The 23,398-nt window shown below is 28.1% G+C and carries 21 protein-coding genes, 1 pseudogene and 1 riboswitch; of the genes and pseudogenes, 6 read left to right on the forward strand and 16 right to left on the reverse strand.

From position 1 onward, the window contains the following. Positions 1-2,445: a discoidin domain-containing protein gene (locus tag ACQRD5_RS06620; RefSeq protein WP_291629553.1), complete on the reverse strand. Its 2,445-nt coding sequence runs from the start codon at positions 2,443-2,445 to the stop codon at positions 1-3. Positions 2,446-2,448: 3 nt separating this feature from the next. Then, positions 2,449-3,510, reverse strand: a complete 1,062-nt coding sequence (locus tag ACQRD5_RS06625; RefSeq protein ID WP_291629554.1) for a peptidylprolyl isomerase — start codon at positions 3,508-3,510, stop codon at positions 2,449-2,451. Positions 3,511-3,662: 152 nt separating this feature from the next. Here ACQRD5_RS06625 and ACQRD5_RS06630 point away from each other — a divergent pair, with 152 nt between their 5' ends. Further along, a complete protein-coding gene (locus ACQRD5_RS06630) occupies positions 3,663-3,833 on the forward strand; it encodes a hypothetical protein (protein WP_427746634.1) in 171 nt (56 codons plus the stop codon). Between the two features lie 127 nt (positions 3,834-3,960). Here ACQRD5_RS06630 and ACQRD5_RS06635 read toward each other — a convergent pair whose 3' ends face one another. From ACQRD5_RS06635 to ACQRD5_RS06650, 4 genes are all read right to left on the reverse strand, one after another. Continuing rightward, positions 3,961-5,184 (reverse strand): cation:proton antiporter, encoded by a 1,224-nt coding sequence (locus ACQRD5_RS06635; protein WP_427746635.1) that lies wholly within the window; start codon positions 5,182-5,184, stop codon positions 3,961-3,963. A 2-nt stretch (positions 5,185-5,186) separates the two neighbouring features. Then, positions 5,187-5,795, reverse strand: a complete 609-nt coding sequence (locus ACQRD5_RS06640; RefSeq protein ID WP_291629560.1) for a TetR/AcrR family transcriptional regulator — start codon at positions 5,793-5,795, stop codon at positions 5,187-5,189. A gap of 259 nt (positions 5,796-6,054) precedes the next feature. Then, a complete protein-coding gene (locus ACQRD5_RS06645; RefSeq protein WP_291629562.1) occupies positions 6,055-8,574 on the reverse strand; it encodes a right-handed parallel beta-helix repeat-containing protein in 2,520 nt (839 codons plus the stop codon). A gap of 3 nt (positions 8,575-8,577) precedes the next feature. After that, on the reverse strand, positions 8,578-9,639 hold the full coding sequence (locus ACQRD5_RS06650; RefSeq protein WP_291629564.1) for a peptidylprolyl isomerase: 1,062 nt from the start codon (positions 9,637-9,639) through the stop codon (positions 8,578-8,580). 152 nt (positions 9,640-9,791) lie between these two features. Between ACQRD5_RS06650 and ACQRD5_RS06655 the strand changes: the two genes are divergently transcribed. Beyond that, on the forward strand, positions 9,792-10,667 hold the full coding sequence (locus tag ACQRD5_RS06655; protein WP_291629566.1) for a helix-turn-helix domain-containing protein: 876 nt from the start codon (positions 9,792-9,794) through the stop codon (positions 10,665-10,667). Positions 10,668-10,769: 102 nt separating this feature from the next. Here ACQRD5_RS06655 and ACQRD5_RS06660 read toward each other — a convergent pair whose 3' ends face one another. Further along, positions 10,770-11,438 (reverse strand): peptidoglycan recognition protein family protein, encoded by a 669-nt coding sequence (locus ACQRD5_RS06660; RefSeq protein WP_291629568.1) that lies wholly within the window; start codon positions 11,436-11,438, stop codon positions 10,770-10,772. A gap of 162 nt (positions 11,439-11,600) precedes the next feature. Between ACQRD5_RS06660 and ACQRD5_RS06665 the strand changes: the two genes are divergently transcribed. Beyond that, entirely contained in the window at positions 11,601-12,023 is a 423-nt protein-coding gene (locus ACQRD5_RS06665) for a GNAT family N-acetyltransferase (protein WP_294168204.1), read from the forward strand. A 124-nt stretch (positions 12,024-12,147) separates the two neighbouring features. Next, a complete protein-coding gene (locus ACQRD5_RS06670; RefSeq protein WP_320628178.1) occupies positions 12,148-12,672 on the forward strand; it encodes a hypothetical protein in 525 nt (174 codons plus the stop codon). A 293-nt stretch (positions 12,673-12,965) separates the two neighbouring features. Here ACQRD5_RS06670 and ACQRD5_RS06675 read toward each other — a convergent pair whose 3' ends face one another. The 5 genes from ACQRD5_RS06675 to ACQRD5_RS06695 form a co-directional block, all read right to left on the reverse strand. Continuing rightward, positions 12,966-13,352, reverse strand: a complete 387-nt coding sequence (locus ACQRD5_RS06675; protein WP_294363556.1) for a YmaF family protein — start codon at positions 13,350-13,352, stop codon at positions 12,966-12,968. Positions 13,353-13,480: 128 nt separating this feature from the next. Beyond that, positions 13,481-14,668, reverse strand: coding sequence for an ATP-binding protein (locus ACQRD5_RS06680; RefSeq protein ID WP_294363557.1), 1,188 nt, complete (start codon positions 14,666-14,668; stop codon positions 13,481-13,483). Positions 14,669-14,714: 46 nt separating this feature from the next. Next, positions 14,715-15,182: a YbaK/EbsC family protein gene (locus ACQRD5_RS06685; RefSeq protein WP_294363558.1), complete on the reverse strand. Its 468-nt coding sequence runs from the start codon at positions 15,180-15,182 to the stop codon at positions 14,715-14,717. 52 nt (positions 15,183-15,234) lie between these two features. Beyond that, entirely contained in the window at positions 15,235-15,786 is a 552-nt protein-coding gene (locus ACQRD5_RS06690) for a DUF2812 domain-containing protein (RefSeq protein WP_294363560.1), read from the reverse strand. Position 15,787: 1 nt separating this feature from the next. Further along, the gene (locus ACQRD5_RS06695) at positions 15,788-16,108 is read right to left on the reverse strand and encodes a PadR family transcriptional regulator (protein WP_294363561.1); all 321 of its coding nucleotides are present in this window, start codon (positions 16,106-16,108) and stop codon (positions 15,788-15,790) included. Between the two features lie 334 nt (positions 16,109-16,442). On the opposite strand from ACQRD5_RS06695, the gene ACQRD5_RS06700 reads away from it, so the two are divergent. Beyond that, positions 16,443-17,273 carry an EFR1 family ferrodoxin gene (locus ACQRD5_RS06700; protein WP_294363563.1) on the forward strand — a complete coding sequence of 277 codons (831 nt, stop codon included), beginning with the start codon at positions 16,443-16,445 and terminating at the stop codon, positions 17,271-17,273. Positions 17,274-17,327: 54 nt separating this feature from the next. After that, positions 17,328-18,044, forward strand: a complete 717-nt coding sequence (locus ACQRD5_RS06705; protein WP_291629214.1) for a CpsB/CapC family capsule biosynthesis tyrosine phosphatase — start codon at positions 17,328-17,330, stop codon at positions 18,042-18,044. Between the two features lie 138 nt (positions 18,045-18,182). Here ACQRD5_RS06705 and ACQRD5_RS06710 read toward each other — a convergent pair. The 4 genes and pseudogenes from ACQRD5_RS06710 to guaB form a co-directional block, all read right to left on the reverse strand. Then, a pseudogene (locus ACQRD5_RS06710) lies at positions 18,183-18,752 on the reverse strand (Fic family protein); the annotation flags it as partial. A gap of 86 nt (positions 18,753-18,838) precedes the next feature. Beyond that, positions 18,839-19,468, reverse strand: coding sequence for a CatA-like O-acetyltransferase (locus ACQRD5_RS06715; protein ID WP_291629212.1), 630 nt, complete (start codon positions 19,466-19,468; stop codon positions 18,839-18,841). 109 nt (positions 19,469-19,577) lie between these two features. Then, on the reverse strand, positions 19,578-21,119 hold the full coding sequence (gene guaA, locus ACQRD5_RS06720; RefSeq protein WP_308779957.1) for a glutamine-hydrolyzing GMP synthase: 1,542 nt from the start codon (positions 21,117-21,119) through the stop codon (positions 19,578-19,580). Between the two features lie 165 nt (positions 21,120-21,284). Next, entirely contained in the window at positions 21,285-22,733 is a 1,449-nt protein-coding gene (guaB, locus tag ACQRD5_RS06725; protein ID WP_291629209.1) for an IMP dehydrogenase, read from the reverse strand. Between the two features lie 155 nt (positions 22,734-22,888). Next, a riboswitch (purine riboswitch) is annotated at positions 22,889-22,986 on the reverse strand. Between the last annotated feature and the right edge of the window lie 412 nt (positions 22,987-23,398).

Here is a 23,398-nt window from a genome sequence, read left to right on the forward strand (position 1 = left end):
TTATCTTCCCTCCTCATCATTTTTTTCAATACCTAATCTTATCTCTGCAGCAGATGCATAAATACTACTTGTAGTTGTATAACTTTCCTCTGCATGTAATTTTACAAATCTTGTATTAATAATATCAAAATAAGCATATTTATCCGCTGTACTTCTTTCCCATATATTGTCCTGTGTCTTAATCTTGGTCCACTCATCATTTATGTCTTCTTTAACATAAACTGAATACTTTGTTATTATTCCATTTGCAATACTTCCTCTTGGAGTATACTTTAACATTGAAATAGGTTGAACTTTCCCCATATCAATACTTATCCATGCCTCTTCCCTTTTACATCCATTCCAATTAGTATGCCACATTGTAGTTAAATCTCCATCTAACACAAAACTAGCAGGACCCTCTTTTGAATTTCCAGTCTGATGACTTCCATCATTTGCAGTCATTCCAGTTGTCGGATATATTAAAAATTCTCTTTCAACAAATATTGTATATTTCTTAATTGTTCCATCAGCAAAAGTAACTTTTAATATATATCTATTTTTCACAAATTCGCTTTCACTTAATAATACTTCTTCAGTTTCATTAAATACTTCTAATTTTGTTCCATTAGAATATTTAAATCTGCTTATAAAATCTTTTACTGATGTATTTTTTCCTATTCCATCAATACTTTCATCTTTAATCTTATATATATCTGAATATATAACCCTTACATTCCCCTCATCTTTTACATTGACTTCATGTATTCCTATATCAGGAATCAATCCAATTTTATTTCCAAAGAAATCTTTATCTGTATTTCTAGGAATATAAACTCCAGTGTTTACTGCAGGTGAGTCATCAGCAATTTTATATCCAGCAAAGGCACTTAAATCATTGGTAATGTTTTCATTACTACTTGGAGTCTTTTGAGTATATTCAGTAGGTCCATTTCCTGGATTTATAAATTTAGGATCTTCAGTAATTGCGAAAGCATCAGTTGTTGGTACATTAGTGTAATTGTAGTAAATATTATTGCTATAGGTTACTCTACTATTTCCTCTTGTCCATTCTTCTGACTTTTCAGTTCCAGCATTATAAATAATATTATTTCTTACAATTGCAGTTCCACCAGCCATACCTGGACGAATAAATGGAACTCCTTCCTTCATATAGAATACATTATTGTAAAATTCAGCGTCTGGATTTCCTGGTATATTTAATACACCAGCTAAATCATTTTCGCTGATATTATATCTAAAAATAGAATTAACGGCTTGTATTCCACAAATCATTACAGCTCCACCACCATTGTTATGACTATAGTTGTATTGATATATTGTTCCATCTCCATAGTCTGCATCCCAAGCTTGTCCATCTTGATTTACGCAGGTATCAAAGGCTTCATTATATTGGAATATTGCATCTTTACATTTCCAAGGCCATATAGCAGCAGCAACTCTTCCAGAACCAGTTTCAGAATAATCAGTTGGGTTAATATGTCTAGCAACTCCATCTGAAACATTATATTCAATTATAGGTCTATCACAATACATTGTTGTAATAGCATCACCACCAGCATCTTTTATATAATTGTTTCTAATTTCAACTCCCGTTGATCCATATTTTGCTATAATTTCATCCGAAATAGATGATGTTAGGAATTTATCCCAGTAAGCCGTATAACCAACAGCTATTCCCCAACGATTCACATTGTTTACTATACAGTTTTCAATTTTTATATCATTATATCTAGATATTCCAGTCTCTGCTTCATTATTTGGCTTAAATACTGTAAAATATATTCCTCCATTGTTCATATGCTTATCATAGACATTTCCCATAACATCATGAACATTTAGTCCATCTAAGTAAATGTGGTCTATTGTACCTTTGTTTTGAGCAACAGCTGCAATACCTGTACGATTCATAGCATTTAAATAATTATACTTAGCATCTCTTTCAAGAGGCTTATTTGTAATCTCTAAATTACTAATATGAATATATTCTACATCGTATAATAATATTGAAGAAGATACATAGCCTTTTAACTTATGGCTTGAACTATCTAGTGGTTTACCATAATCTTGATACCATATTCCCTGTCCATTTGTATCAATTCTAGGATTTTCGCCTTCCCCATACTTATCAATTTCTATTGGATATTCTTCTGAGCCACTGCCTTTAATATGCAAATATCCATTTGTAAAAACAGATCCCGCTTCTAACAATACTCTATCTCCAGGTTGTAACTCTATTTCATTAATTTTATCTAATGTTTGCCATGCTTCATTAATTGCACTTCCATCATTATTATTATCACCATTTATACTACTAACATAATAATCTCTACCAAAAGTCCTATTAGTCTTTTCATTTGCAGAGGTATTTTTTATAAATGCAGAACTAAATATTCCAATGGATAATGTGAAACACATAACTCTGGCTAGTATTCTCTTTTTCATACTTTACCTCCCATTTAAGATTTTACTTGTGAACTTATAAGTATTGCTTATATCATTACTAATAACTAATTTCTTAGCATTTTCATTAATTATTTCATCATAACATTGTTCACGTAAAACTTTATTAATATTCTCCTTTACCTCCTCATATGGTATATAGTCATAATCTACTCTACTAAGACATTGTACTAAATACATACAACCATTTTGATCTAATACTTGACTTACCTCACCTCCTTCTAATTCCATAGAAATATTTAAAACATCTCCTATAACTTTTTCTTTTGCAGATAATTCTGATGATAATACAGTTTCATTAAATAAATAATTCTTTAAAATTTCATCATTTAAAGCTAAGGAAGATAAAGAATTATTATCATCAATTTTTTTACTTATTTCTAGCAAACGACTTTTTATATCTTTAATTTCTTTTTCGTTTAAGTCTGAAGCAGCATAGTATACCTTTACAAAAGATAATTCGAAATCATCATTTTTAATAAACAAAGAAGCTTTATTATCATCATAATATTTTTTTGATTCTTCTATAGGTATTTCCATACCTTCATTACTTAAATCATTACAATAAGCTTTTTGAATCTTATCTGTTTCATACTCTAAATATAGATTTTCTGTAAATTCTGATAATCCATATATAGGCTTTCCTTCTTTTACATTACGTTTTCTTATGTTGTTTTCATTATTAAGTCTTGCTAAAAAATCTTTGTATTCTTCTGAATCTATATAACCTTTTTCCTTAGCAATATTATAAATGCTATGAATTTTTACTAATTCTTCTATAGTTTTATCTGCTAAAATCTTATATGGAATTTCTCCATTAAAATCTTCTTTCCAAAAATCATTAGTTATCTTTGCGTCATATTTTTCTACAAAATATTGACTGACATAATATTTTTGCTTATTCATAACATTTATGTATTGATTTTTATTAACACTAATACCCGATATATTAATATCTAAGTTGCTTCTACTTTTTATAAAAAAAATTAATGATATTAAAAGGATGATTATTGTAGTTGATATAAATAACAAATTTTTTTTCTTCATTTTTTTCTCCTCTACATAATGATTATAAATTTTCGCCTTATAATTTATGTTATATTTGTAATTATATCAATATTTTTACATTTTTTCTTGTTTGATAACGTCAGCTTTAATGTTAAAGTTGTCTAATACGGAATAAAGTGAGGAGGTTTAAAATGGATATTGGTAAAGAAACTATATTTGGTGAAACAGGCAATATTATTATTATTATTATATTTCCCAATACTGTTCACTCTTTTTATTTAGATTCAAATTCAACTTGTAAATTTATTCATATTCATATTGCCTTAAATGTTGGGCTTGGAGATTATACAACATTTTTCTAAATTGTTTAGAAATATTATTGGCGTTAATCCTCGTAAATATAAAAAAATGCTATTTCAAAATTAAATAAATTTAATAAAAAAGAAATAAGCTCCTAATATTAACTATTATTTTATTATTGAATAGAATCTATATATTTTTCCCAAATTCTCCTGCCCACTCAAATCCTTTTTTCGCAACTATAACAGCAATTACTTCATTTACTACGGCTTCAGCAGCAATAGTTCCTTGAATAATTTCTGCTGATTTAGGATCTCGTCCTGATAAAACAGATACTGCGATACCTGTAAACACAAGAGATACTCCAGAGTGTGGAAGTAAAGTTAATCCTAAATAATTTCTCACAGTCTTAGGAGACTTTGTAATGCTTGCCCCAAAGAAGGCCCCAAAATATTTACCAAAAGCTCTAGTAACAATATATATAAAAGTAAACAATCCTGCACCAAGAATCAAGTGATAGTCCAATGGTGCTCCAAGATTTAAAATAACAATAATCATTGAAATACCTAAAATAGGATTAAAATCATGCATTATCTTCTCTAGCCTATCTTCTGTTATCATATTAGAGAATGTAGCTGAAAAAGCCATACCCATCAACATAAAATTTAATATTGGCTTAGGCATAATATGATTATTAAAAACAAATCCTATTCCTGAAGTAATTAAAATCATTCCAATAAGAATCACTAAAGTGTCTAATGTTTTACGTTCCTTTTTTAATAATAAGCCAGCTAAAAATCCAGTAGCTAGTCCAATGACTAATGGAAGGAATAAAACAATAGGAATCATATATGCTGGTAGTTTCTGTTCAGAAATTTTTCCCGCAACAATGGCAATTGTTGTGAAAAATACAGCTACCCCAACCATATCATCTAAAGCTGCCATAGGAATTAATGTTTTTGTAACAGGTCCATCTGTTTTGAATTCCCTAACAACAGATAATGCTGGTGCTGGTGCTGTAGCTAGCGCAATTCCTCCAAAAATTAAAGCAAGATAAATAGGAATTTCAGAAAAATAAAATACAATTCCAAATACAAGTGATACCAAAATAAAAGTTCCTAAAGATTGTGTAAGTGTAGTTACGATAATTGATTCCCCAGACTTCTTAATTTTTTTCCATACAAGTTCTGTTCCAATCATAAGTCCTACTACACATTCTAAAATATGAACAATATTTTCATACCATCCAGCCTCAAGAATTGTGTTATCAAGAATTGAAAGAGCATGAGGGCCTAAAATCATACCAGCAATAAGCCATCCTAAAATTGATGGCAATTTTAACTTTGATACTAATTTCCCAATAAAAAAAGCAATAATTATAGTAATAATCCATCTAATAATAAATAAAAACATATTTATTCAACCTCCTTCGCTATTCCATAAATCATAAAGTTTAGTATCTTTTTAAGCTTTTGTTCGTGATCAGAAATCATCATTGTAAAATCTGTGTTAGCATAAGCTGAACTGCTAAAATAACCATTAAACATTTCTAGCATGAGCTCATAATATTCCAATGCATCCTTCTCAGTTATTCCAGTCCTTAAATTCAAAGTCTTTAATGCTGACTTGTAAATTTTCTTATTTAATTCATCAAAACCTTTTTTAATTTCCTTTATTTCATTTATAAGTTTTGATGGTGGTTCTAAAACTGCTTCAAAAAAAAGACGTGCATAAAGTGGATATTTTGAAAAGAAAGCAAATCTCAATTCCATATATCTATGCAAATCACCTTCTATATTCTCACTTTCTAAATATTTAATAACTTCTAAAAAGCATTTACTTATACAAGCAAGATAAATCTTATCTTTATTCTCAAAGTTATGATAAATTAAGCCTTTGGAAATATTAAAATTTTTACAGATACTATTAAGAGAAGAAGCAGCATAACCTTTTGTTCCAAATTCCTCAATAGCTGCAGTAATAATTTTTTCTTTTGTAAGTTCTGTTTTTTCTTCTTTCTTCATAGTTACCTCCAAAGTATAGATTTGTCGCTATAACTCCTTTATTAAAGATATAGACTGTAAAAATTATTGATTTAATTCAAAAATAATTACTAAAAATATATATTTTTCATTATTCATGTTACATTGTACGACAACACCTATTATATCAATTATAGACCGACTAGTAAATAACTTGTGATAAACATATTAAAATAAAAAAAATCTGATAGGTAGCTATCTACCCATCAGAAATTTATTTTAGAACCTACTACTATTGTATCTATTGGACAGTATTTACATATTCAATACTTGGCGTAACATGTATTGATGGTTTTGTAGGATTATCTATATTTTGAGCTTCAATACGAATAAAATCACCTTTATTAACAGTAATTGTCATAGATGCCACATTAACCTTAGTTAAACTTTGTATTAATTCATATGAACTTATTACATTTCCATTGTGAGTAAAGCTTAATTTAACTTTTCCACCACTATTTCCAGATTGACGTAAATATGGCTCATTATCTTTTACAGATAAAACTACTACTCCTGATTTAGGTGCTCTATAGACCATAGAATGTCCTTGCTCACGTGTAGCTGTTCCTATAGTATCTATTAATAAACCATGTGTTGATTCTGTTGGTATAGTTGTTTTATTTGGCAAATCAACTCCTACACCACCATAATTATTTCCATTCCATTGTGGGTAAGTAGGATCATATATAGTCAAATTGCTATATACTCCATTTGCTTTCTTTTGAGCAAACCATACATTACCTTGTTTTGCTGTGTAGTCTAAAGCCCATTGATAATTATTTTTTATTTTAATTACATATACATTTTCATTACCATTTTCCGCTATAACTTTTAATTTCATTTCATCGGAAATATATCCTTCTTGAACTTGATTATCTCCATTAAAAATCTTCATATTTGCTGTACTATGAACAACTATTCCTGACAATACCTCATTAATTGTTGTTTTATTAATATCTACACTTGGTATATATATAGTTTTACTACTTTCATTTATCATATATATACTATCTTTAATAGCATTATCATCTAATTTAGCACTAGCTATAGGGCTTTCATATGCTCCTATGTCTGGGATTCCTAAAATTTTATTTCCAAAGAAATCAAAACCTCCATTATTTTCAATAACCTTACCTGCATTAATTGCTTGAGAATCATCCCTTAATTTATATCCTTCATATGCACTTAGATTATTAGTTATTTTTTCACTACTGCCTGGAATCTTTCCCGTATACTTAGTTGGTCCATTTCCTGGGTTTATAAACTTAGGATCTGCTGTAATAGCTTTACTATCAGTTGTTGGTAAATTGGTATAATTATGGTATAAGTTATTACTATAAGTTACAGTAGTATTTCCCTTTGTCCAATCTTCAGCTTTAGCAGCTCCTGAGTTATATATAATATTATTTTCTACAACAGCTACTCCACCTGTCATTCCTGTTCGAATAAAAGGTATTCCTTCTTTCATATAAAATGTATTGTTATATATATGTGCTGTAGGATTTCCTGGTAAATTTAAAACTCCTGATAAATCGTTTTCACTAATGTTATAACGGAATACTGTATTAATTGCTTGTGATCCACAAACCATTACAGCTCCTCCACCATTATTATGGCTATAGTTATATTGATATATTGTTCCATCTCCATAATCTGCATCCCAAGCTTGTCCATCTTGGTTTGGAGAAGTATCAAAAGCTTCATTATATTGAAACACTGCATTTTTACACTTCCATGGCCAAATTGCTGCTGCAACTCTTCCGAAACTTGTTTCTGAATAATCAGTTGGATTAATTTGTTTTGCAACTCCATCAGAAACATTATATTCAATAATAGGTCTGTCACAGTACATTGTTGTAATAGCATCTCCACCTGCATCTTTAACATAGTTATTTCTTATCTTAACACCTGTTGCCCCATACTTTGCTATTGTTTCATCTGATATTTCAGAATTTAAAAATTTATTACTATATGCTGTATATCCAACTGCAATTCCCCACCTATTAACATTATTTACAATGCAGTTTTCAATTTTAACATCATTATATCTAGCTATTCCTGTTTGTACTTCATTTTTAGGATTAAATACAGTAAAGTAAATTCCACCATTATTCATATGTTTATCATAAACGTTTCCTATAACATCATGAATATTTAACTTATCTAAATAAATGTGATCTATAGTTCCTTTGTTTTGAGCTACAGCTGCAACTCCAGTACGATTCATTGCATTTACACTATTATAATTTGCATCTATATCTAGTGCTTTATTAGTAATTTCTAAATTTCTAATATTAATATACTCTACATCATATAGTAATATTGATGAAGATACATATCCTTTAGATTTATGAGCTGGATTATCTAATGGCTTTCCATAATCTTGATACCATATTCCTTGTCCATTAGTATCAATTCTAGGATTTTGTCCTTCCCCATACTTATCAATTTCAATTGGAGCCACCTGTGAGCCACTACCTTTAATGTGTAAAAAACCATTACTAAAAACAGATCCTGCTTCTAATAATACTCTGTCACCAGGTTGTAATTCTATATCATTTATTTTATCTAATGTTTCCCAAGCTTTGCTTGATGTAGTTCCATCATTATTATTATTTCCATTAATACTACTTATATAATAATCTCTTCCATAAGTTCTGTTAACTTCTTCAATAGCAGATGCATTTCTTGTAAATGCAAAATTAAACATTCCTAAGGATAATACAAAGCAAATAATTCTAATAAAATCTTTCTTTTTCATATTTTACCTCCTATTTAATGTTTTAATTGTAAAGTCATAAATATTATTTATATCATTACTAATAACTAATTTCTTAGCATTTTCATTTATAACTTCATCGTAATGTTGCTCACGTAAAACTTTATTAATATTTTCTTTTACTTCCTCATATGGTATATAATCATAATCCACTCTATTAATACATTGAACTAAATAAATACATCCATTTTCATCTATTACTTGGCTTATTTCACCTCCTTTTAATCCCATAGCTATATCCAAAACATCTCCTATAACTTTTTCCTTTGAAGATAATTCTGATGATAATACAGTTTCATTAAATAAATAATTCTTTAAAATCTCATCATTTAATGCTAATGAAGTTAGAGAGTTATTATCATCAATTTTTTTACTTATTTCTAGCAAACGGCTTTTTATATCTTTAATTTCTTTTTCATTTAAGTCTGAAACAGAATAGTATACCTTTACATAAGATAATTCAAAATCATCATTTTTAATAAACAAAGAAGCTTTATTATCATCATAATATTTTCTTGATTCTTCTATAGGTATTTCCATTCCTTCATTACTTAAATCATTACAGTAAGCTTTTTGAATCTTATCTGTTTCATATTCTAAATATAAATCCTCTGTAAACTCTGATAATCCATATATAGGCTTTCCTTCTTTTACATTAATTTTTCTTATGTTATTTTCATTATTAAGCCTTGCTAAAAAATCTTTGTATTCTTCTGAATCTATATAGCCTTTTTCCTTAGCTACATTATAAATGCTATGAATTTTTATTAATTCTTCTATTGTTTTATCTGCTAGTAGCTTATAGGGAATTTCTCCATTAGATTCTTCTTTCCAAAAATCATTAGTTATCTTTGCATCATATTTTTCTGCAAAATATTGACTTATAGAGTATTTCTGTTTATTCATAACATTTATGTATTGATTTTCATTAACTGCAACACCCGATATTTCCATTCCTAAGCTATTCCTACTTCTTATAAAAAAAATTGATATTATTAAAAGGATACTTATTGTTATTAATATAAATAAAAATTTTTTCTTATTCATTTTTTTCTCCTCTTCATAGTTATTGTAATTTTTTTATTAAAGACTTATACTATATCTGTAATTATATCAACATTTTTACATTTTCTCTTATTCAATAAAGTCATTTTTAATATTAAACTTGTCTAATACAGAATAAAGTTAGGAGGTTTAAAATGAATCAAGTGAATTTTAAAAGTTTATCTTTCCCATCAATAAACATAAATAATAGAATAATTCAAAGTGCAAATATTCAAGAAAAAAACAATTTTTATTTTTTCCCAAAACATATACATCAAAATGTAGAGGTTTATTATTTTATAGAAGGATTATGTAAAATGGATATTGGAAAAGAAACTATAGTTGGTGAAACAGGGAATATTATTATTATATTTCCAAATATTGTTCACTCTTTTTATTTAGACTCAAATTCAACTTGTAAATTTATTCATATTCATTTTGATCTTTATAAACTTGCTTCCCTATTAATAAATAAAGAAGAACTTAATATAGATTTATCTTCTATTTTATGTTCCATAAATGACTACTATAAATTTAAAGGTAACTGCAATACAATTCCACTATTATACTCGATTATTAATGATATTAATGATTCAAACTCCTTTTCAGAAACCTTATGCAATTTACGTTTATTAGAACTATTTATACTATTTATAAAGGAAGAAAACATATCTACTTTATTTTCACCTTCTAAATCATCAAGAGTTCCTAGATATGTTCTTCTTGCTTTAGATTACATTAAACAAAATTATTCTGAAAAAATATTAATATCTGATATTGCTGACTCACTTAATATATCTTCACGATATTTAAGTAAATTGTTTTATGAATCCACTAGCCTAACAATAGGTCAATTTTTAAATATTTATAGAATTAATAAAGCAATTGATTTGATGAATACTACTAATAATTCATTGACTGATATATCATTAAGTGTTGGCCTTGGAGATATACAACATTTTTCTAAGTTGTTTAAAAATATTATTGGAGTTAATCCTCGTAAATATAAAAAAATGATATTTAAAAATTAAATAAATTTAATAAAAAAATCTTACTGGCTATCTCTCCATCAGAAATTAATTTTTTCTTTATCCTATGCTAAAACTGAATCCTTTAACTAAATACTACTCACTTTACTCTAGAACCTCTACTATAGTGCCTGTTGGATATATCTTTACTCCTGAACTATTAAAAACACTATACCCAGGATTTGTATTTACATAGGCTTTTGCATTTTTTAAATTACTAAATGCTCCAATTTGTGAAGCGTTATCAGTCCATGTTTTTCTAACCCTATATAACTTAGGTATTGGTGAATTTACGTTATCTATTTCAGTTTGAATAATATTTAATAACCTTTGCCATCCCATATCTAGAGTTCTATGGGGACAATATTTACCACTAAAATCTTGATGTTTCTTTACATTATTTATTGTCCATCCATATTGTTTTAGTAAGGCTACAACTTCTTTTGCTGCTCTTTTTTCTGCATTTATAAATCTGTCTCCTCCTGATTTTGAATAACAGATTTCTACTCCAATATAATATCTGTTACCTTCACCAGTTCCTCCATCTCCAGCATGCCAACCATTTCTATTTAGTGGTAGACCTTGAATTGCTTCATTATCATCTACAGCAATATGAAAAGATGTAGAACTAGTATTAGTTTGCATGTAAGAAATCTCATTTGATGCAGAAGCATCATTTGCAGTGTTGTGAATACATATCCCCTTTGGTGTCATTGAATAAGGGCATTTTAAGCTATACTTATCTGATGAAATAAGACTTTGAATTAAAGCCATTTAAAATCCTCTCCTTTTTTATTTTAATTTTTTAGGAATTATCTTCCTCACCTATTACATACGTAGTAAAATTTATTTCTAAAAAATTCCAAAATAAATTTTTCTATTCTAGAATTTATGTTAGAATCATATTAATTTTAAATTTGAAAGAGAGAGAATATTATGAATATAATAATAAAAAAAGATTGCACTAATATAAATTGGCAGGAAGTTAGAAATATTCTAAAAGCAGCTGGAATGTCTTTTGTTGATGAAGAATTTCATAAAAAATCCTTTGAAAATAGTTATACTGTAGTTTTTATTTTTAATGAAGAAAAATTAATAGGATTTGGTAGAGCAATCTCAGATGGTGTTCGTCAATCAGCTATATATGATGTTGCTATTTTACCAGAATGTCAAGGTCTTGGTATAGGTAAATTAATTATTGAGAATATAGTCAATAATACTCCTACATGCAACTTTATTCTTTATGCCTCACCTGGTAAAGAAGGTTTTTATGAAAATCTTGGCTTTAAGAAACTAAAGACTGGCATGGGTCTATTCGTAAATATGGAAAGAATGAAATCTAGAAACTTTATAGAGTAAAAATATATATTTTAAATTGAATATAATAGATTGTAACAATTATATTCAAATCTACATATTATAGAATATGTGCATTGTAGTTATCAATGTATAAATATAATTATATTTATGGAGATGTATTAGCATGACTTATAGTTATTCAAATGATAATTGGGTTTTCTATACTGATGATGAAAAAGATGATAAGAAAGATAGATGCTGCAAGAGAAGAGATGAAGATCATTGTAAGGATGATGATAGAAAAGAAGACAAAAAGAAAAGAGATGAATATTTCTGCAAATGCTATAGAAAAGAAGAAGAGAAGAAAGATAGAGACTGCCACGAAGATAAAAGAGAAAAAGATCACTGTGAATGTCCTATAAAACACCATGAAGAAAAAAAATGTGAGGATGATAGAAAGAAAGATTCTTTCAAACTTTGTTGTAAGTGCTATAGAAAAGAGGAAGAGAAAGAATGTCATGAAGATAAAAAAGATCGTGACTACTGCAAATGTCCTCCAAAGCATAAAGAAGATAAAGATTGTTATGAAGATAAAAAGAAAAAGGATGAATATTTCTGTAAATGCTATAGAAAAGAAGAAGAATATTCTTATGAAGATCATTTTAAATGGTGCAAAAACACTTACGAAAACTCAAAAAAGTATAGATAGTAAAATCTATCCCTTTAGATATTATTTTATTAAAAATTATTTAGCATAGATTTTTGAGCTATATCTGATTAACTTAAAATAATTAGATATAGCTCTTTTAAATACTAAATCTTAAGTAACAAAAAAGGAACTATCCTTAGCAGATTTTTAATCTACAATATAATAGCTCCTTAATTTTTTAATACATTAAATAGTTTTGCATAAATTATGCATTTAACACTTTTTATATAAATATCTAATTTAATATTAATTTCTTCAAATAACAAATACTGTTGTTTATCATATAAATAAAATTAACAATATTCGCTATCACCTATTGGATTTTCAATTAAAGTTGCCACTCTGAACATATGCTTATGACCATCACTCTCTCTTGTACAAGCAAATACATAATGAACATGCCTTGTACCTTTTCCTACTGGTATTGCTGGTCCTGTAGTAACATCAATAACATGAAAATGATCATTAAAATTATCTGTTCTAGTTACTATTCTGTGAACATGACTTTCTACTCCACTACTATCTTTGCAAGGAATTGCTTCTCCTGTAACTCCAGCAAAACGGTGATTATGCTCTTCATCATTTCTTTCTTCAACTATTTTTGTACTACCAAGAAATTCATGAACGTGTCTTTGCACCTCTTCTTCACATCTAATTCTTTGTTCTTCTTCACACCTCATTGTTAAGCCCCTTCCTCTTTTGTACATATATATAATACATATAATACATAATATTTACTTGATAGTGATTTTGTTACTACATTATAAAAAGAAAGAAATTAAGTTTTTTATAATAATTTTATTAATTATTATTCCATACTTTTTAATTGCTCTACAAACTGACGAGCTGTTCTACCTGAGCGTCCACCTCTTTCTAAAGCATGACGTTCTGCAAGTATATCAACATTTTCAATATTATTCACCTTATATTCTTTTAATAAACCATGAACAATATCTAAATACTCTTTTTTATCAGGCTTTGAGAAACAAATAGCTAATCCAAATCTATCTGATAATGATATTTGCTCTTGTATTGTTTCATTTATATGAATATCATCTCCATTTCTATCTGAAAATGACTCTTGAACTAAATGACGTCTATTACTAGTAGCATATATAACTACATTAGGTGTTTTAGTTGTTACAGAACCTTCTAGAATTGCTTTTAAAGCTCCAATTTCTTCATTATTTTTTGCAAAGGATAAGTCATCAATAAATATAATAAATTTCAATGGATTATTTGCAAGGTTATCTATTAATTCTGGAATCTTAAGCAAATCTCCTTTTCTTACTTCTATCATTCTTAAACCTCTACAAGCATATTCATTTACAATAGCCTTAACAGTAGATGATTTACCTGTTCCTGCATCACCATATAAAAGAACATTAGATGCTGGTTTATTTTTTAGAAAAGCATATGTGTTATCAATAATTCTCTTACGTTGTCTTTCATATCCAATATGATTTTCTAACCTTATATTATCAGGATTTTTTACAGGAATTATTTCACCATTATTATAAGTAAACATAATGTTATTACAATATATACCATATCCTAAGGTAAATAAATTATCCATTCTATCCTTATACATTTCATTAAAATTATATTCTAAGTTAACTTCCCACTCTGGCAGGAATATATCATATCCAATTTCTTTTTTAATATCCTTTGATGATATTTTAGATATTTCTTGTAAAGCTTCTAGCTCATGTCTTACACACTCTTTAAGCATATCTGAAACTTCTTCTTTCTTAGCTATCTTATGAACATAAAGATTTTCATCTTTTATAATAAGTTGCCATATGTAATCCGTGAAATTTTCATTTCTTTTAAAAAGCTCACTAGCAAAATTACTATAATTTTGAATTTTATCCCCAAGACTTTTTTCTTTAAAATCAATCATTTCAGTAAATGCTTTCATAACATCATCTTGAAATAATTGTTTAAATACTACAAAGGATCTTGCTTTAATATTTATTTCTTCTAAAGAACTCATAATACTATCAGCCCCCTTAAATTAGCTATTTGTTTTACTATAAATTTTAAGGAATCTTACATACATCTACCCAAGAAATATATTGTGAGTATTCTTCCACTTCTTTAATTGAAAGTTCAATTGCACTATTTGAACTACCACAAGCAGGAAAAACAGTATCAAAACGCTTAAGTGATTCATCTAAGTATATTTCTACGCCTTCATTTACAGCAAAAGGACAAACACCTCCAACAGCATGCCCAATTAAAGGTTCTGCTTCATCAAAGGAAAGCATTTTTGCTTTTGTTCCAAATTGAGCCTTATACTTAGGATTATCAATCTTTACATCTCCTGCTGCAACAACTAACACCACCTTATCTCCAACATGAAAAGATAATGTTTTAGCAATACGACTTTCTTCACAATTTAAAGCTTTTGCCGCAAGCTCAACAGTTGCACTTGAAATCTCAAACTCTTGTATCCTTTCCTCAACTCCTAAACTTTTAAAATATTCTTTTACTTTTTCAATAGCCATTTCTATCCTCCTATGTTCTTCACTAATTTATTTATATTAATATTCTTTATTACTATTTATTTTTCCAATATCTTATTGATGAAATAAAAATAATTACTATTGCAATTACAATATATATATTTTGTAGTAAAAATCCAAATAATGATGTATTATGTTCTCTCAGTGGCGCAGGTAATATACTATTTCCTATTATAAATATTAAAGATAAAACTATTCCTTTAAATAAACCAGCTTTTGCATTGTCTCTATTTCTTTCTCTTATAGATTCTTCATTAGAAAATATATCTTTTTTCTTAGTATCATCTGAATAAAAAATATAGTCAGTATTGTAATAACCATTTGAATAATTAAATTTAAATATTCTCCAACCATCGTCACTAAATAATTGTATATAATCATTTAAATCATCTTTACTAACACTTCTTGAATCTACTTTATAAATTCTATTTTTATTAGTGGTCTTTTCAAATCTATATGCATCTAATCTTAATGGCACAAATAAATCAAATGGTACTATACAATCTAATTGATATCCTCTTTTTGATTTTCTATTTAAATAATTTTCTACTGACTTACTCCCCAAATATAGTCTTATTCTTAGCATACTACTCCTCCCTTTTCTCAATAGTATATTCTGCTATTTTACATAATTGTTTTAGCCTATCATACTCTTTCATTAATATATCTAATCCATCTTCTGTAAGTTTATAAACTTTCCTCTTAGAAATATCTTCCGTTTTAAGCTGTTCAATTAATTTAGATTTTTTTAAATTATCTATTGCACCATATAATGTCCCTGCTGCTAATACAATATTGCCATTACTCATAACTTCTACTTTTTTAATAATTCCATATCCATGTAAAGGCTCAGATAATAATGATAAAAGGATATAAAATGTCTGTTCACTTAATGAATTTATCTTCATATATTCACCTCCATCTGTTTCTATAAAGTAATGCTATATCGTATAGCTATATATAGCTTCTCTATATATCGTATAACTATATATTATATATGCACATTTTATTTGTCAATATATTACATGTATATTTTTTGTAATTTACTTAATTATTTATAATATTTTTATTACCTTCTATCTATGATGTATGTCTACCTATATATTGACCACATATTTTCTCCTTGTTATAATATATGTAAACATTTAAACGAAAGGATTATAGGGATTTTAACAAAAAAAATCAATTATAAAAGCTGTATCTAAAAGCACAGTTTTAAATCTCTATGGAAAGGAGTATTTTATGAGAATTACCCATATGACTGTTATATTTTATAGTGCTACTGGAAATACAAGAAAAGTAGTTACTAGAATTGCAAAAAATATACAAGAAATATTGCAAGTCCCTGTCGATTATGTAAATTACACTAGGCCTCAAAATAGACAAGCTACTCATTCTTTTGGTCCAGAAGAGTTAGTTATTTTCGCCTCTCCTACTTATGCTGGAAGAATTCCTAACAAAATGTTACCTTATATCACAAGTGCTTTTTCTGGAACAAATACGCCTGCAATTCCTATAGTTGTTTTTGGCAATAGAAGCTTTGATAATGCACTTTCTGAACTTACTGATATCCTATCTTCTAATGGATTTATTCCTTTTTCTGCTGCTGCAATTGCAACTGTTCATGCTTTTTCATCAAATATTGGAACATCTAGACCAGATGCTAAGGATTTAGAACTAATAGATAGCTTTTGTAAGACTGCCTCAGAATATCTTATAAATAGTGAAGGTTTATCAAAAGTCGAAGTTCCAGGAGAACATCCAGCAGTTACTTATTACACTCCTTTAGGTGTAGATAATAATCCTGTAAACTTCTTGAAGGCAAAGCCAAAAACTCATAAGGAGCTTTGTGATAATTGTGGTGCCTGTGCAAAGGCTTGCCCAATGTCAGCAATTGATTTTGTTGATAATACCCTTGTTCCTGGAACCTGTATTAAGTGTCAATGTTGTGTGAAGATATGCCATTCACATGCTAAATATTTTGATGATGAAAAATTTATATCTCATGTTCAAATGTTAGAAGAGCATTATGTTAGAAGAAGTGAACCTTGCTTTTTCCTTCCTATTGCATAATTAATTTGAATTTAATCTATAAAGTATTATAGGATAAAAGGAGAAGTTTAATTTATGAGTATAAATCAATTAGTAGATTTACATAACCATACTATATGGTCAGATGGTAAAAATAATATAGAAGCTTTAATAGAGAATTCCATTAATCATAATATAAGTGCAATTGGTATCACTGATCATTATTATACTGGTAAGTGTCCTTCTATTTCACCTTCAAAGTTAAATAAGTATATAAATAAACTTACACAATCTAAAAATAAATTTGCCCATAAAATAAAAGTTTTAAGAGGCATTGAAATTAACTGTTTACCTTTTGAAGATTTAGATAAAATCAACTATAATTATATGAATAAATTAGATTATGTTCTTTTAGAGTATCTTGAGTATTTAAATGAGTCTATATCCTTAGAGGATATATCTAAATTTATAAATAATTTTAAAATAAAAGTTGGCTTAGCCCATACAAATTTAATTAAATTTGCTAATAGATATAGTAATTTAGAAGAAGGTCTTAGAGAAATACTAAAGTTTATTAAAAACAATAATATCTTTTGGGAACTTAATATAAATTCCTATTCTGATCATTACTATAACTTTCTAGTAGACTCAAATGAAGATATAAAATTATTGAAAAAATTACTTAAAGAATATGATATAGAGGTAACAGTTGGTTCAGATACCCATGACTTACTAGATTATGAATTCAAAAGAATAGAAAGAGCTAATATTTATTTAAAAGATTATAATTTTTTAAATGTCGAAAATCTGTAACTTATCATAGGTGTAAATTAATATAAATAAAGCCTTTAACTCTATATAGAAGAAACATTTTTTGAAAATTATACACATTATGAGACATTATTTAGTTTTATTTAAATATAAAACTAAATAATGTCCAATCCTACTTACTTAAAACATTCTTTCATTTTCTTTAATAAAATTCTTTTGCTTTTCTATATAATCAACTAATGGTTTTATATTACCAGATGCTGATTCTTCTAAAGCCCTTTTGTATTCGTCCGCAGATTCACCATTCATATATTTTAATTCTAATCTATTATCTAATAATTGCTTTAGATATATAAATCTGCCTATTCTACCATTACCATCTTGAAATGGATTTATACATTCAAATTCAAAGTGGAAGCTTGCTATATCATAAATTGTAACTATGTTTAAATTATAAAACTTTTCTATAATATTATTTAACTTATCTTCTACTTCCCATGGATTCGCTGTATCAAATTTATCACCAAGTATTCTATTTTGATATTTTTTAAATACTCCTGCTAAACCCATATCATATAATCTCGTTCTATACATTAAACTAGCATGCCATTCTTTTATCATTTCTAAAGTAAGTTTTTCATCTATTTTATCTAATACCATATCAAAGGTATAAAAAGAATTAACTGTTTCTTGAACATCATCTAATGCATGAGTTCCCATTACTATATTTTTTTCAAATAAGAATTGTAATTCAATTAGTATTATCTTATATTTCTATAGTATAATAAATAATTTCAACCTTCCCACTTTTATCTCCCCATCATTTTTTCTTCTATTTAGAACTGATCGAACCAATTTTGTAATTTATCCACAAATTGACCAATATGTAATCCATCCACAAAAGAATGATGTACTTGAACAGAAATAGGTATCATTATTTTATTATCTTTTTCATAATACTTTCCCCAATCAAATAAAGGTGTAGCATTATCTTTCTTACCTGAATTCGTATGTGAAATATGCTGGTACTTAACCCAAGGCATTGGAGAACACTGAAATACATCATTTCCTAACGGTGCTGTAAAATATTCCTTTTGTTCATTTGCTGTCTTTAATGCCAATTCACAATATTCTCTTAGATTATCTTTCATAGGTACATTGACTACTTTAAACAAATTTGTATCCTTGTTCAAATATGTAAATGCTGTATCAATCCTATCAAAAAGCACAACATTTCCATCCATAAAACGGTAACGAAATTCTTCAATTTCATTTGCACATTTGCATATAGAATATACCATTGCCATAGTAAAAGACAGTCCTTGTTCTTTAATAATATGTTTAAATTTAGTAATATCTGCTTCAAATGTAACACAGAAAGAAGGCTCTACACTATTTCTAAAAATCATGCAATGCATCGCTCTTCCCCATATTTTTTCATCAATAACTCTATATTTATTTGCCATATTCTTCACCTCTATAAATTCTAAGTTTATCTTACTAAATTATATCATTGAATATAATACTAAAAAAAGTGCCATTCAATCTGAATGACACTTATAAAAATCTTGATACTTATTCAAATTCTATAGTTGCTGGTGGTTTTCCTGTGCAATCATAAAACACTCTATTTACACCTTTAACTTCATTTACTATTCTAGTTGTTACTTTTCCAAGTACTTCCCATGGAAGATCAGCTGATTCTGCTGTCATGAAATCACTTGTAGTTACAGCTCTAAGTGCTACTGCGTAATCATAAGTTCTTTCATCTCCCATTACACCTACTGATCTCATGTTAGTAAGTGCTGCAAAGTATTGACCAATTTCTTTATCAATACCAGCCTTTGCAATTTCTTCTCTATAAATTGCATCTGCTTCTTGAACTATCTTAACTTTTTCAGCTGTTACTTCACCAATAATACGTATTCCAAGCCCTGGTCCTGGGAATGGTTGTCTGAATACTAACTTTTCAGGTATTCCAAGTTCTAATCCTGCTTTACGTACTTCATCCTTAAATAATAATCTTAATGGTTCTATTATTTCTTTAAAATCAACATAATCTGGAAGGCCTCCAACATTATGATGTGATTTTATAACTGCTGATTTTCCAAGTCCACTTTCGATTACGTCTGGATAAATAGTTCCTTGTACTAAGAAATCTACTGTTCCAATTTTCTTAGCTTCTTCTTCAAATACTCTAATGAACTCTTCACCAATTATTTTTCTCTTTTCTTCTGGCTCTTCAATTCCTTTTAATTTTTCATAGAATCTTTCTTGAGCATTTACTCTAATAAAGTTTAAGTCATATTGTCCATTAGGTCCAAATACTTCTTCAACTTCATCTCCTTCATTTTTACGAAGTAAACCATGATCAACAAATACACATGTTAATTGGTTTCCAACAGCTTTTGAAAGTAATACAGCTGCAACTGATGAATCAACACCACCTGATAAAGCACATAATACCTTACCATTTCCAACTTTTTCTCTAATTTCTTCAATTGTCTTTTCAACAAATGAATCCATCTTCCAATCTCCAGAACATTTACATGCATTATATAAGAAGTTAGATATCATCTTTGTTCCTTCTTGTGTATGCATAACTTCTGGATGGAATTGAACTGCATATAGATTTTTCTCTTCACATTCCATAGCAGCTACTGGACATACAGGTGTCTTTGCTACTATCTTAAAGCCTTCTGGTGCTTTTTCTATGTAATCTGTATGACTCATCCAACAAATTGTAGATGGTGATACACCTTCAAAAATCTTAGATTCTACATCAACATCAACCTTAGTTTTACCATATTCACTTACTGGAGCTGTAGCAACTTTTCCACCAAGCATATGAGACATTAATTGAGAACCATAGCATATTCCAAGTATAGGAATTCCAGCTTCAAATAAAGTTTTATCACATAAAGGAGAATCCTCTCCATATACGCTATTAGGTCCACCTGTAAATATTATTCCCTTAGGATTCATTTCCTTTATTTTATTAACACTTAAAGTATGTGGATGAACTTCACAATAAACCCCACACTCTCTAACTCTTCTAGCAATTAATTGATTATATTGACCACCAAAGTCAATAACTAAAACTAACTCTTTATTCATGGATACCTCCAGCTTAAATTTTCATTTATATTATAATATATCTTATCATTTGTTACCATTATAAAAAATGAAAGAATGAAAAAATTAAGGAGTAAAAGAATTTATTTAATACCTCAGCTTGTATGAGTTATTTCCTTAATTCTTCATTCTATATTTACAACAAATTTATTTGCTGTAATTAGGTGCTTCCTTAGTTATATTAACATCATGTGGATGACTTTCTCTTATTCCTGATGCAGTTTGTACTACAAATTTAGCATTTTCATATAAGTTTTCTAAATCAGGAGCTCCTAAGTATCCCATTCCTGATCTAATTCCACCTAATAATTGATATATTGTATCTGCAACATATCCCTTATATGCAACTCTTCCTTCAACACCTTCTGGTACAAACTTCTTAGTTCCATTTTGGAAGTATCTATCACTTGAACCCTTTTCCATAGCTCCTAGTGATCCCATTCCTCTATAAACCTTATAGCTTCTTCCTTGGTATATTTCCATTTCACCAGGTGCTTCTTCACAACCAGCAAACATTGATCCCATCATAGCTACTGATGCGCCACCAGCTAAAGCCTTAACTATGTCTCCTGAATACTTTAATCCACCATCAGCAATTACTGGAATGCCATACTTTCTTCCTTCTTCTGCACAATCCATAACTGCTGTTAATTGAGGAACTCCAACACCTGCAACTATTCTAGTTGTACAAATTGATCCAGGTCCTATACCAACCTTAACACAATCAGCACCTGCTTCAATTAAATCTCTAGTTGCTTCTGCAGTTGCAACATTTCCTGCTATAATTTGAAGTTCTGGATATTTAGCTTTAATTTTCTTAACTCCATCCATAACTCCTTTTGAGTGTCCGTGAGCAGTATCTAATGTAATAACATCAACATTAGCTTTTACTAAGGCATCTACTCTATCCATCATGTCCTTAGTAATACCAACTGATGCACCACATAATAATCTACCTTTAGAATCTTTTGCTGCATTTGGGAATGCTTTTGCTTTTTCTATATCCTTAATAGTAATTAATCCTTTTAAATTATTTTCATCATCTACTAATGGTAATTTTTCTATTTTATGTTTCTTTAATATTTCAAGGGCTTCTTCTAAAGTTGTTCCTTCTTTTGAAGTTACAAGTGGGCTCTTAGTCATAACTTCTGAAACTGGTCTATCATAATTTGTTTCAAATACAATATCTCTATTAGTTATTATTCCAACTAACTTAGATCCTCTTGTTATAGGAACTCCTGAAATTCTATATTGAGACATAAGTTCTTGAGCTTCTCTTATTGTATGATCTTCTGATAAATATATTGGGTCTGTTATTACCCCATTTTCTTGTCTCTTAACTCTATCAACTTCCTTAGCTTGCTCTGATATAGTCATATTTTTGTGAATAATTCCGATTCCACCTTCTCTAGCAATAGCAATTGCCATTTTTGATTCTGTTACTGTGTCCATACTTGCACTCATTAAAGGAATGTTTAATGTTATTTTCTTTGTTAATTTAGTTTTTAAGCTAACTTCATTAGGTAAAACCTCAGATTTATTTGGTACTAATAATACGTCATCAAAAGTATAAGCCGTCTTTATAATTGTTGCCATTGTATTTCCCCCTTTAAATAATTTTTTTCCTTCATTTTTATACTATTATGAAATATTTTCTTCGTTTTATTTTCTATTTTTATGTACAAAAAAAGACATACTAATCTTCTAAGTGAAGTTAATATGCCTAGAAATCTATATGATAAATATAGATATAGTATATCAAAATCACTCATAGTCGGAAATTTAAGGTTTCCGGTAGATACTCTCTGCCATATTCAGAGGATATACGAGTTAACTTATATGTCTGTTTTTAAATTTATAGATATTATATATCTCCACTATGCTATTGTCAATAAGTTTGCAATTTACATTTCAATTATTTTATCTATTGGCTAATATATTATCAACTTTTCTAAAAATATTAACTAAAAAATATTGCAAAAAGTATCGCATTTAGCGACCCTCTTAACTTATTTATATCTAATTTTTAGAACAAATCTGGTAAAAGTATATCTTTATTATCTTCAGTTGTATTAATTATAAATTTCTTATCTTTAACCTCTTCACCATTAACATAAATTTTATTTACAAACTTATTTTTATTATTTTCTTCTACGAAATGAATTCTACACTTAATTCTTGTAAAGTCTACTTTACCATTCTTAAATATAGAAACATTAATAGATATTGCCCCATATCAACAAAAGCAACAGTACCTTCTA

Origin of the sequence: Clostridium sp. SGI.024 (assembly GCF_050315195.1) — a bacterium.
Taxonomy (GTDB): Bacteria; Bacillota; Clostridia; order Clostridiales; family Clostridiaceae; genus Clostridium.

Excerpts from the sequence above, each read along its gene's own strand:
- ACQRD5_RS06620 (WP_291629553.1), bottom strand. The coding sequence starts at position 2,445 with ATGAAAAAGAGAATACTAGCCAGAGTTATGTGTTTCACATTATCCATT.
- ACQRD5_RS06625 (WP_291629554.1), bottom strand. The coding sequence starts at position 3,510 with ATGAAGAAAAAAAATTTGTTATTTATATCAACTACAATAATCATCCTT.
- ACQRD5_RS06630 (WP_427746634.1), top strand. The coding sequence starts at position 3,663 with ATGGATATTGGTAAAGAAACTATATTTGGTGAAACAGGCAATATTATT.
- ACQRD5_RS06635 (WP_427746635.1), bottom strand. The coding sequence starts at position 5,184 with ATGTTTTTATTTATTATTAGATGGATTATTACTATAATTATTGCTTTT.
- ACQRD5_RS06640 (WP_291629560.1), bottom strand. The coding sequence starts at position 5,795 with ATGAAGAAAGAAGAAAAAACAGAACTTACAAAAGAAAAAATTATTACT.
- ACQRD5_RS06645 (WP_291629562.1), bottom strand. The coding sequence starts at position 8,574 with ATGAAAAAGAAAGATTTTATTAGAATTATTTGCTTTGTATTATCCTTA.
- ACQRD5_RS06650 (WP_291629564.1), bottom strand. The coding sequence starts at position 9,639 with ATGAATAAGAAAAAATTTTTATTTATATTAATAACAATAAGTATCCTT.
- ACQRD5_RS06655 (WP_291629566.1), top strand. The coding sequence starts at position 9,792 with ATGAATCAAGTGAATTTTAAAAGTTTATCTTTCCCATCAATAAACATA.
- ACQRD5_RS06660 (WP_291629568.1), bottom strand. The coding sequence starts at position 11,438 with ATGGCTTTAATTCAAAGTCTTATTTCATCAGATAAGTATAGCTTAAAA.
- ACQRD5_RS06665 (WP_294168204.1), top strand. The coding sequence starts at position 11,601 with ATGAATATAATAATAAAAAAAGATTGCACTAATATAAATTGGCAGGAA.
- ACQRD5_RS06670 (WP_320628178.1), top strand. The coding sequence starts at position 12,148 with ATGACTTATAGTTATTCAAATGATAATTGGGTTTTCTATACTGATGAT.
- ACQRD5_RS06675 (WP_294363556.1), bottom strand. The coding sequence starts at position 13,352 with ATGAGGTGTGAAGAAGAACAAAGAATTAGATGTGAAGAAGAGGTGCAA.
- ACQRD5_RS06680 (WP_294363557.1), bottom strand. The coding sequence starts at position 14,668 with ATGAGTTCTTTAGAAGAAATAAATATTAAAGCAAGATCCTTTGTAGTA.
- ACQRD5_RS06685 (WP_294363558.1), bottom strand. The coding sequence starts at position 15,182 with ATGGCTATTGAAAAAGTAAAAGAATATTTTAAAAGTTTAGGAGTTGAG.
- ACQRD5_RS06690 (WP_294363560.1), bottom strand. The coding sequence starts at position 15,786 with ATGCTAAGAATAAGACTATATTTGGGGAGTAAGTCAGTAGAAAATTAT.
- ACQRD5_RS06695 (WP_294363561.1), bottom strand. The coding sequence starts at position 16,108 with ATGAAGATAAATTCATTAAGTGAACAGACATTTTATATCCTTTTATCA.
- ACQRD5_RS06700 (WP_294363563.1), top strand. The coding sequence starts at position 16,443 with ATGAGAATTACCCATATGACTGTTATATTTTATAGTGCTACTGGAAAT.
- ACQRD5_RS06705 (WP_291629214.1), top strand. The coding sequence starts at position 17,328 with ATGAGTATAAATCAATTAGTAGATTTACATAACCATACTATATGGTCA.
- ACQRD5_RS06715 (WP_291629212.1), bottom strand. The coding sequence starts at position 19,468 with ATGGCAAATAAATATAGAGTTATTGATGAAAAAATATGGGGAAGAGCG.
- guaA (WP_308779957.1), bottom strand. The coding sequence starts at position 21,119 with ATGAATAAAGAGTTAGTTTTAGTTATTGACTTTGGTGGTCAATATAAT.
- guaB (WP_291629209.1), bottom strand. The coding sequence starts at position 22,733 with ATGGCAACAATTATAAAGACGGCTTATACTTTTGATGACGTATTATTA.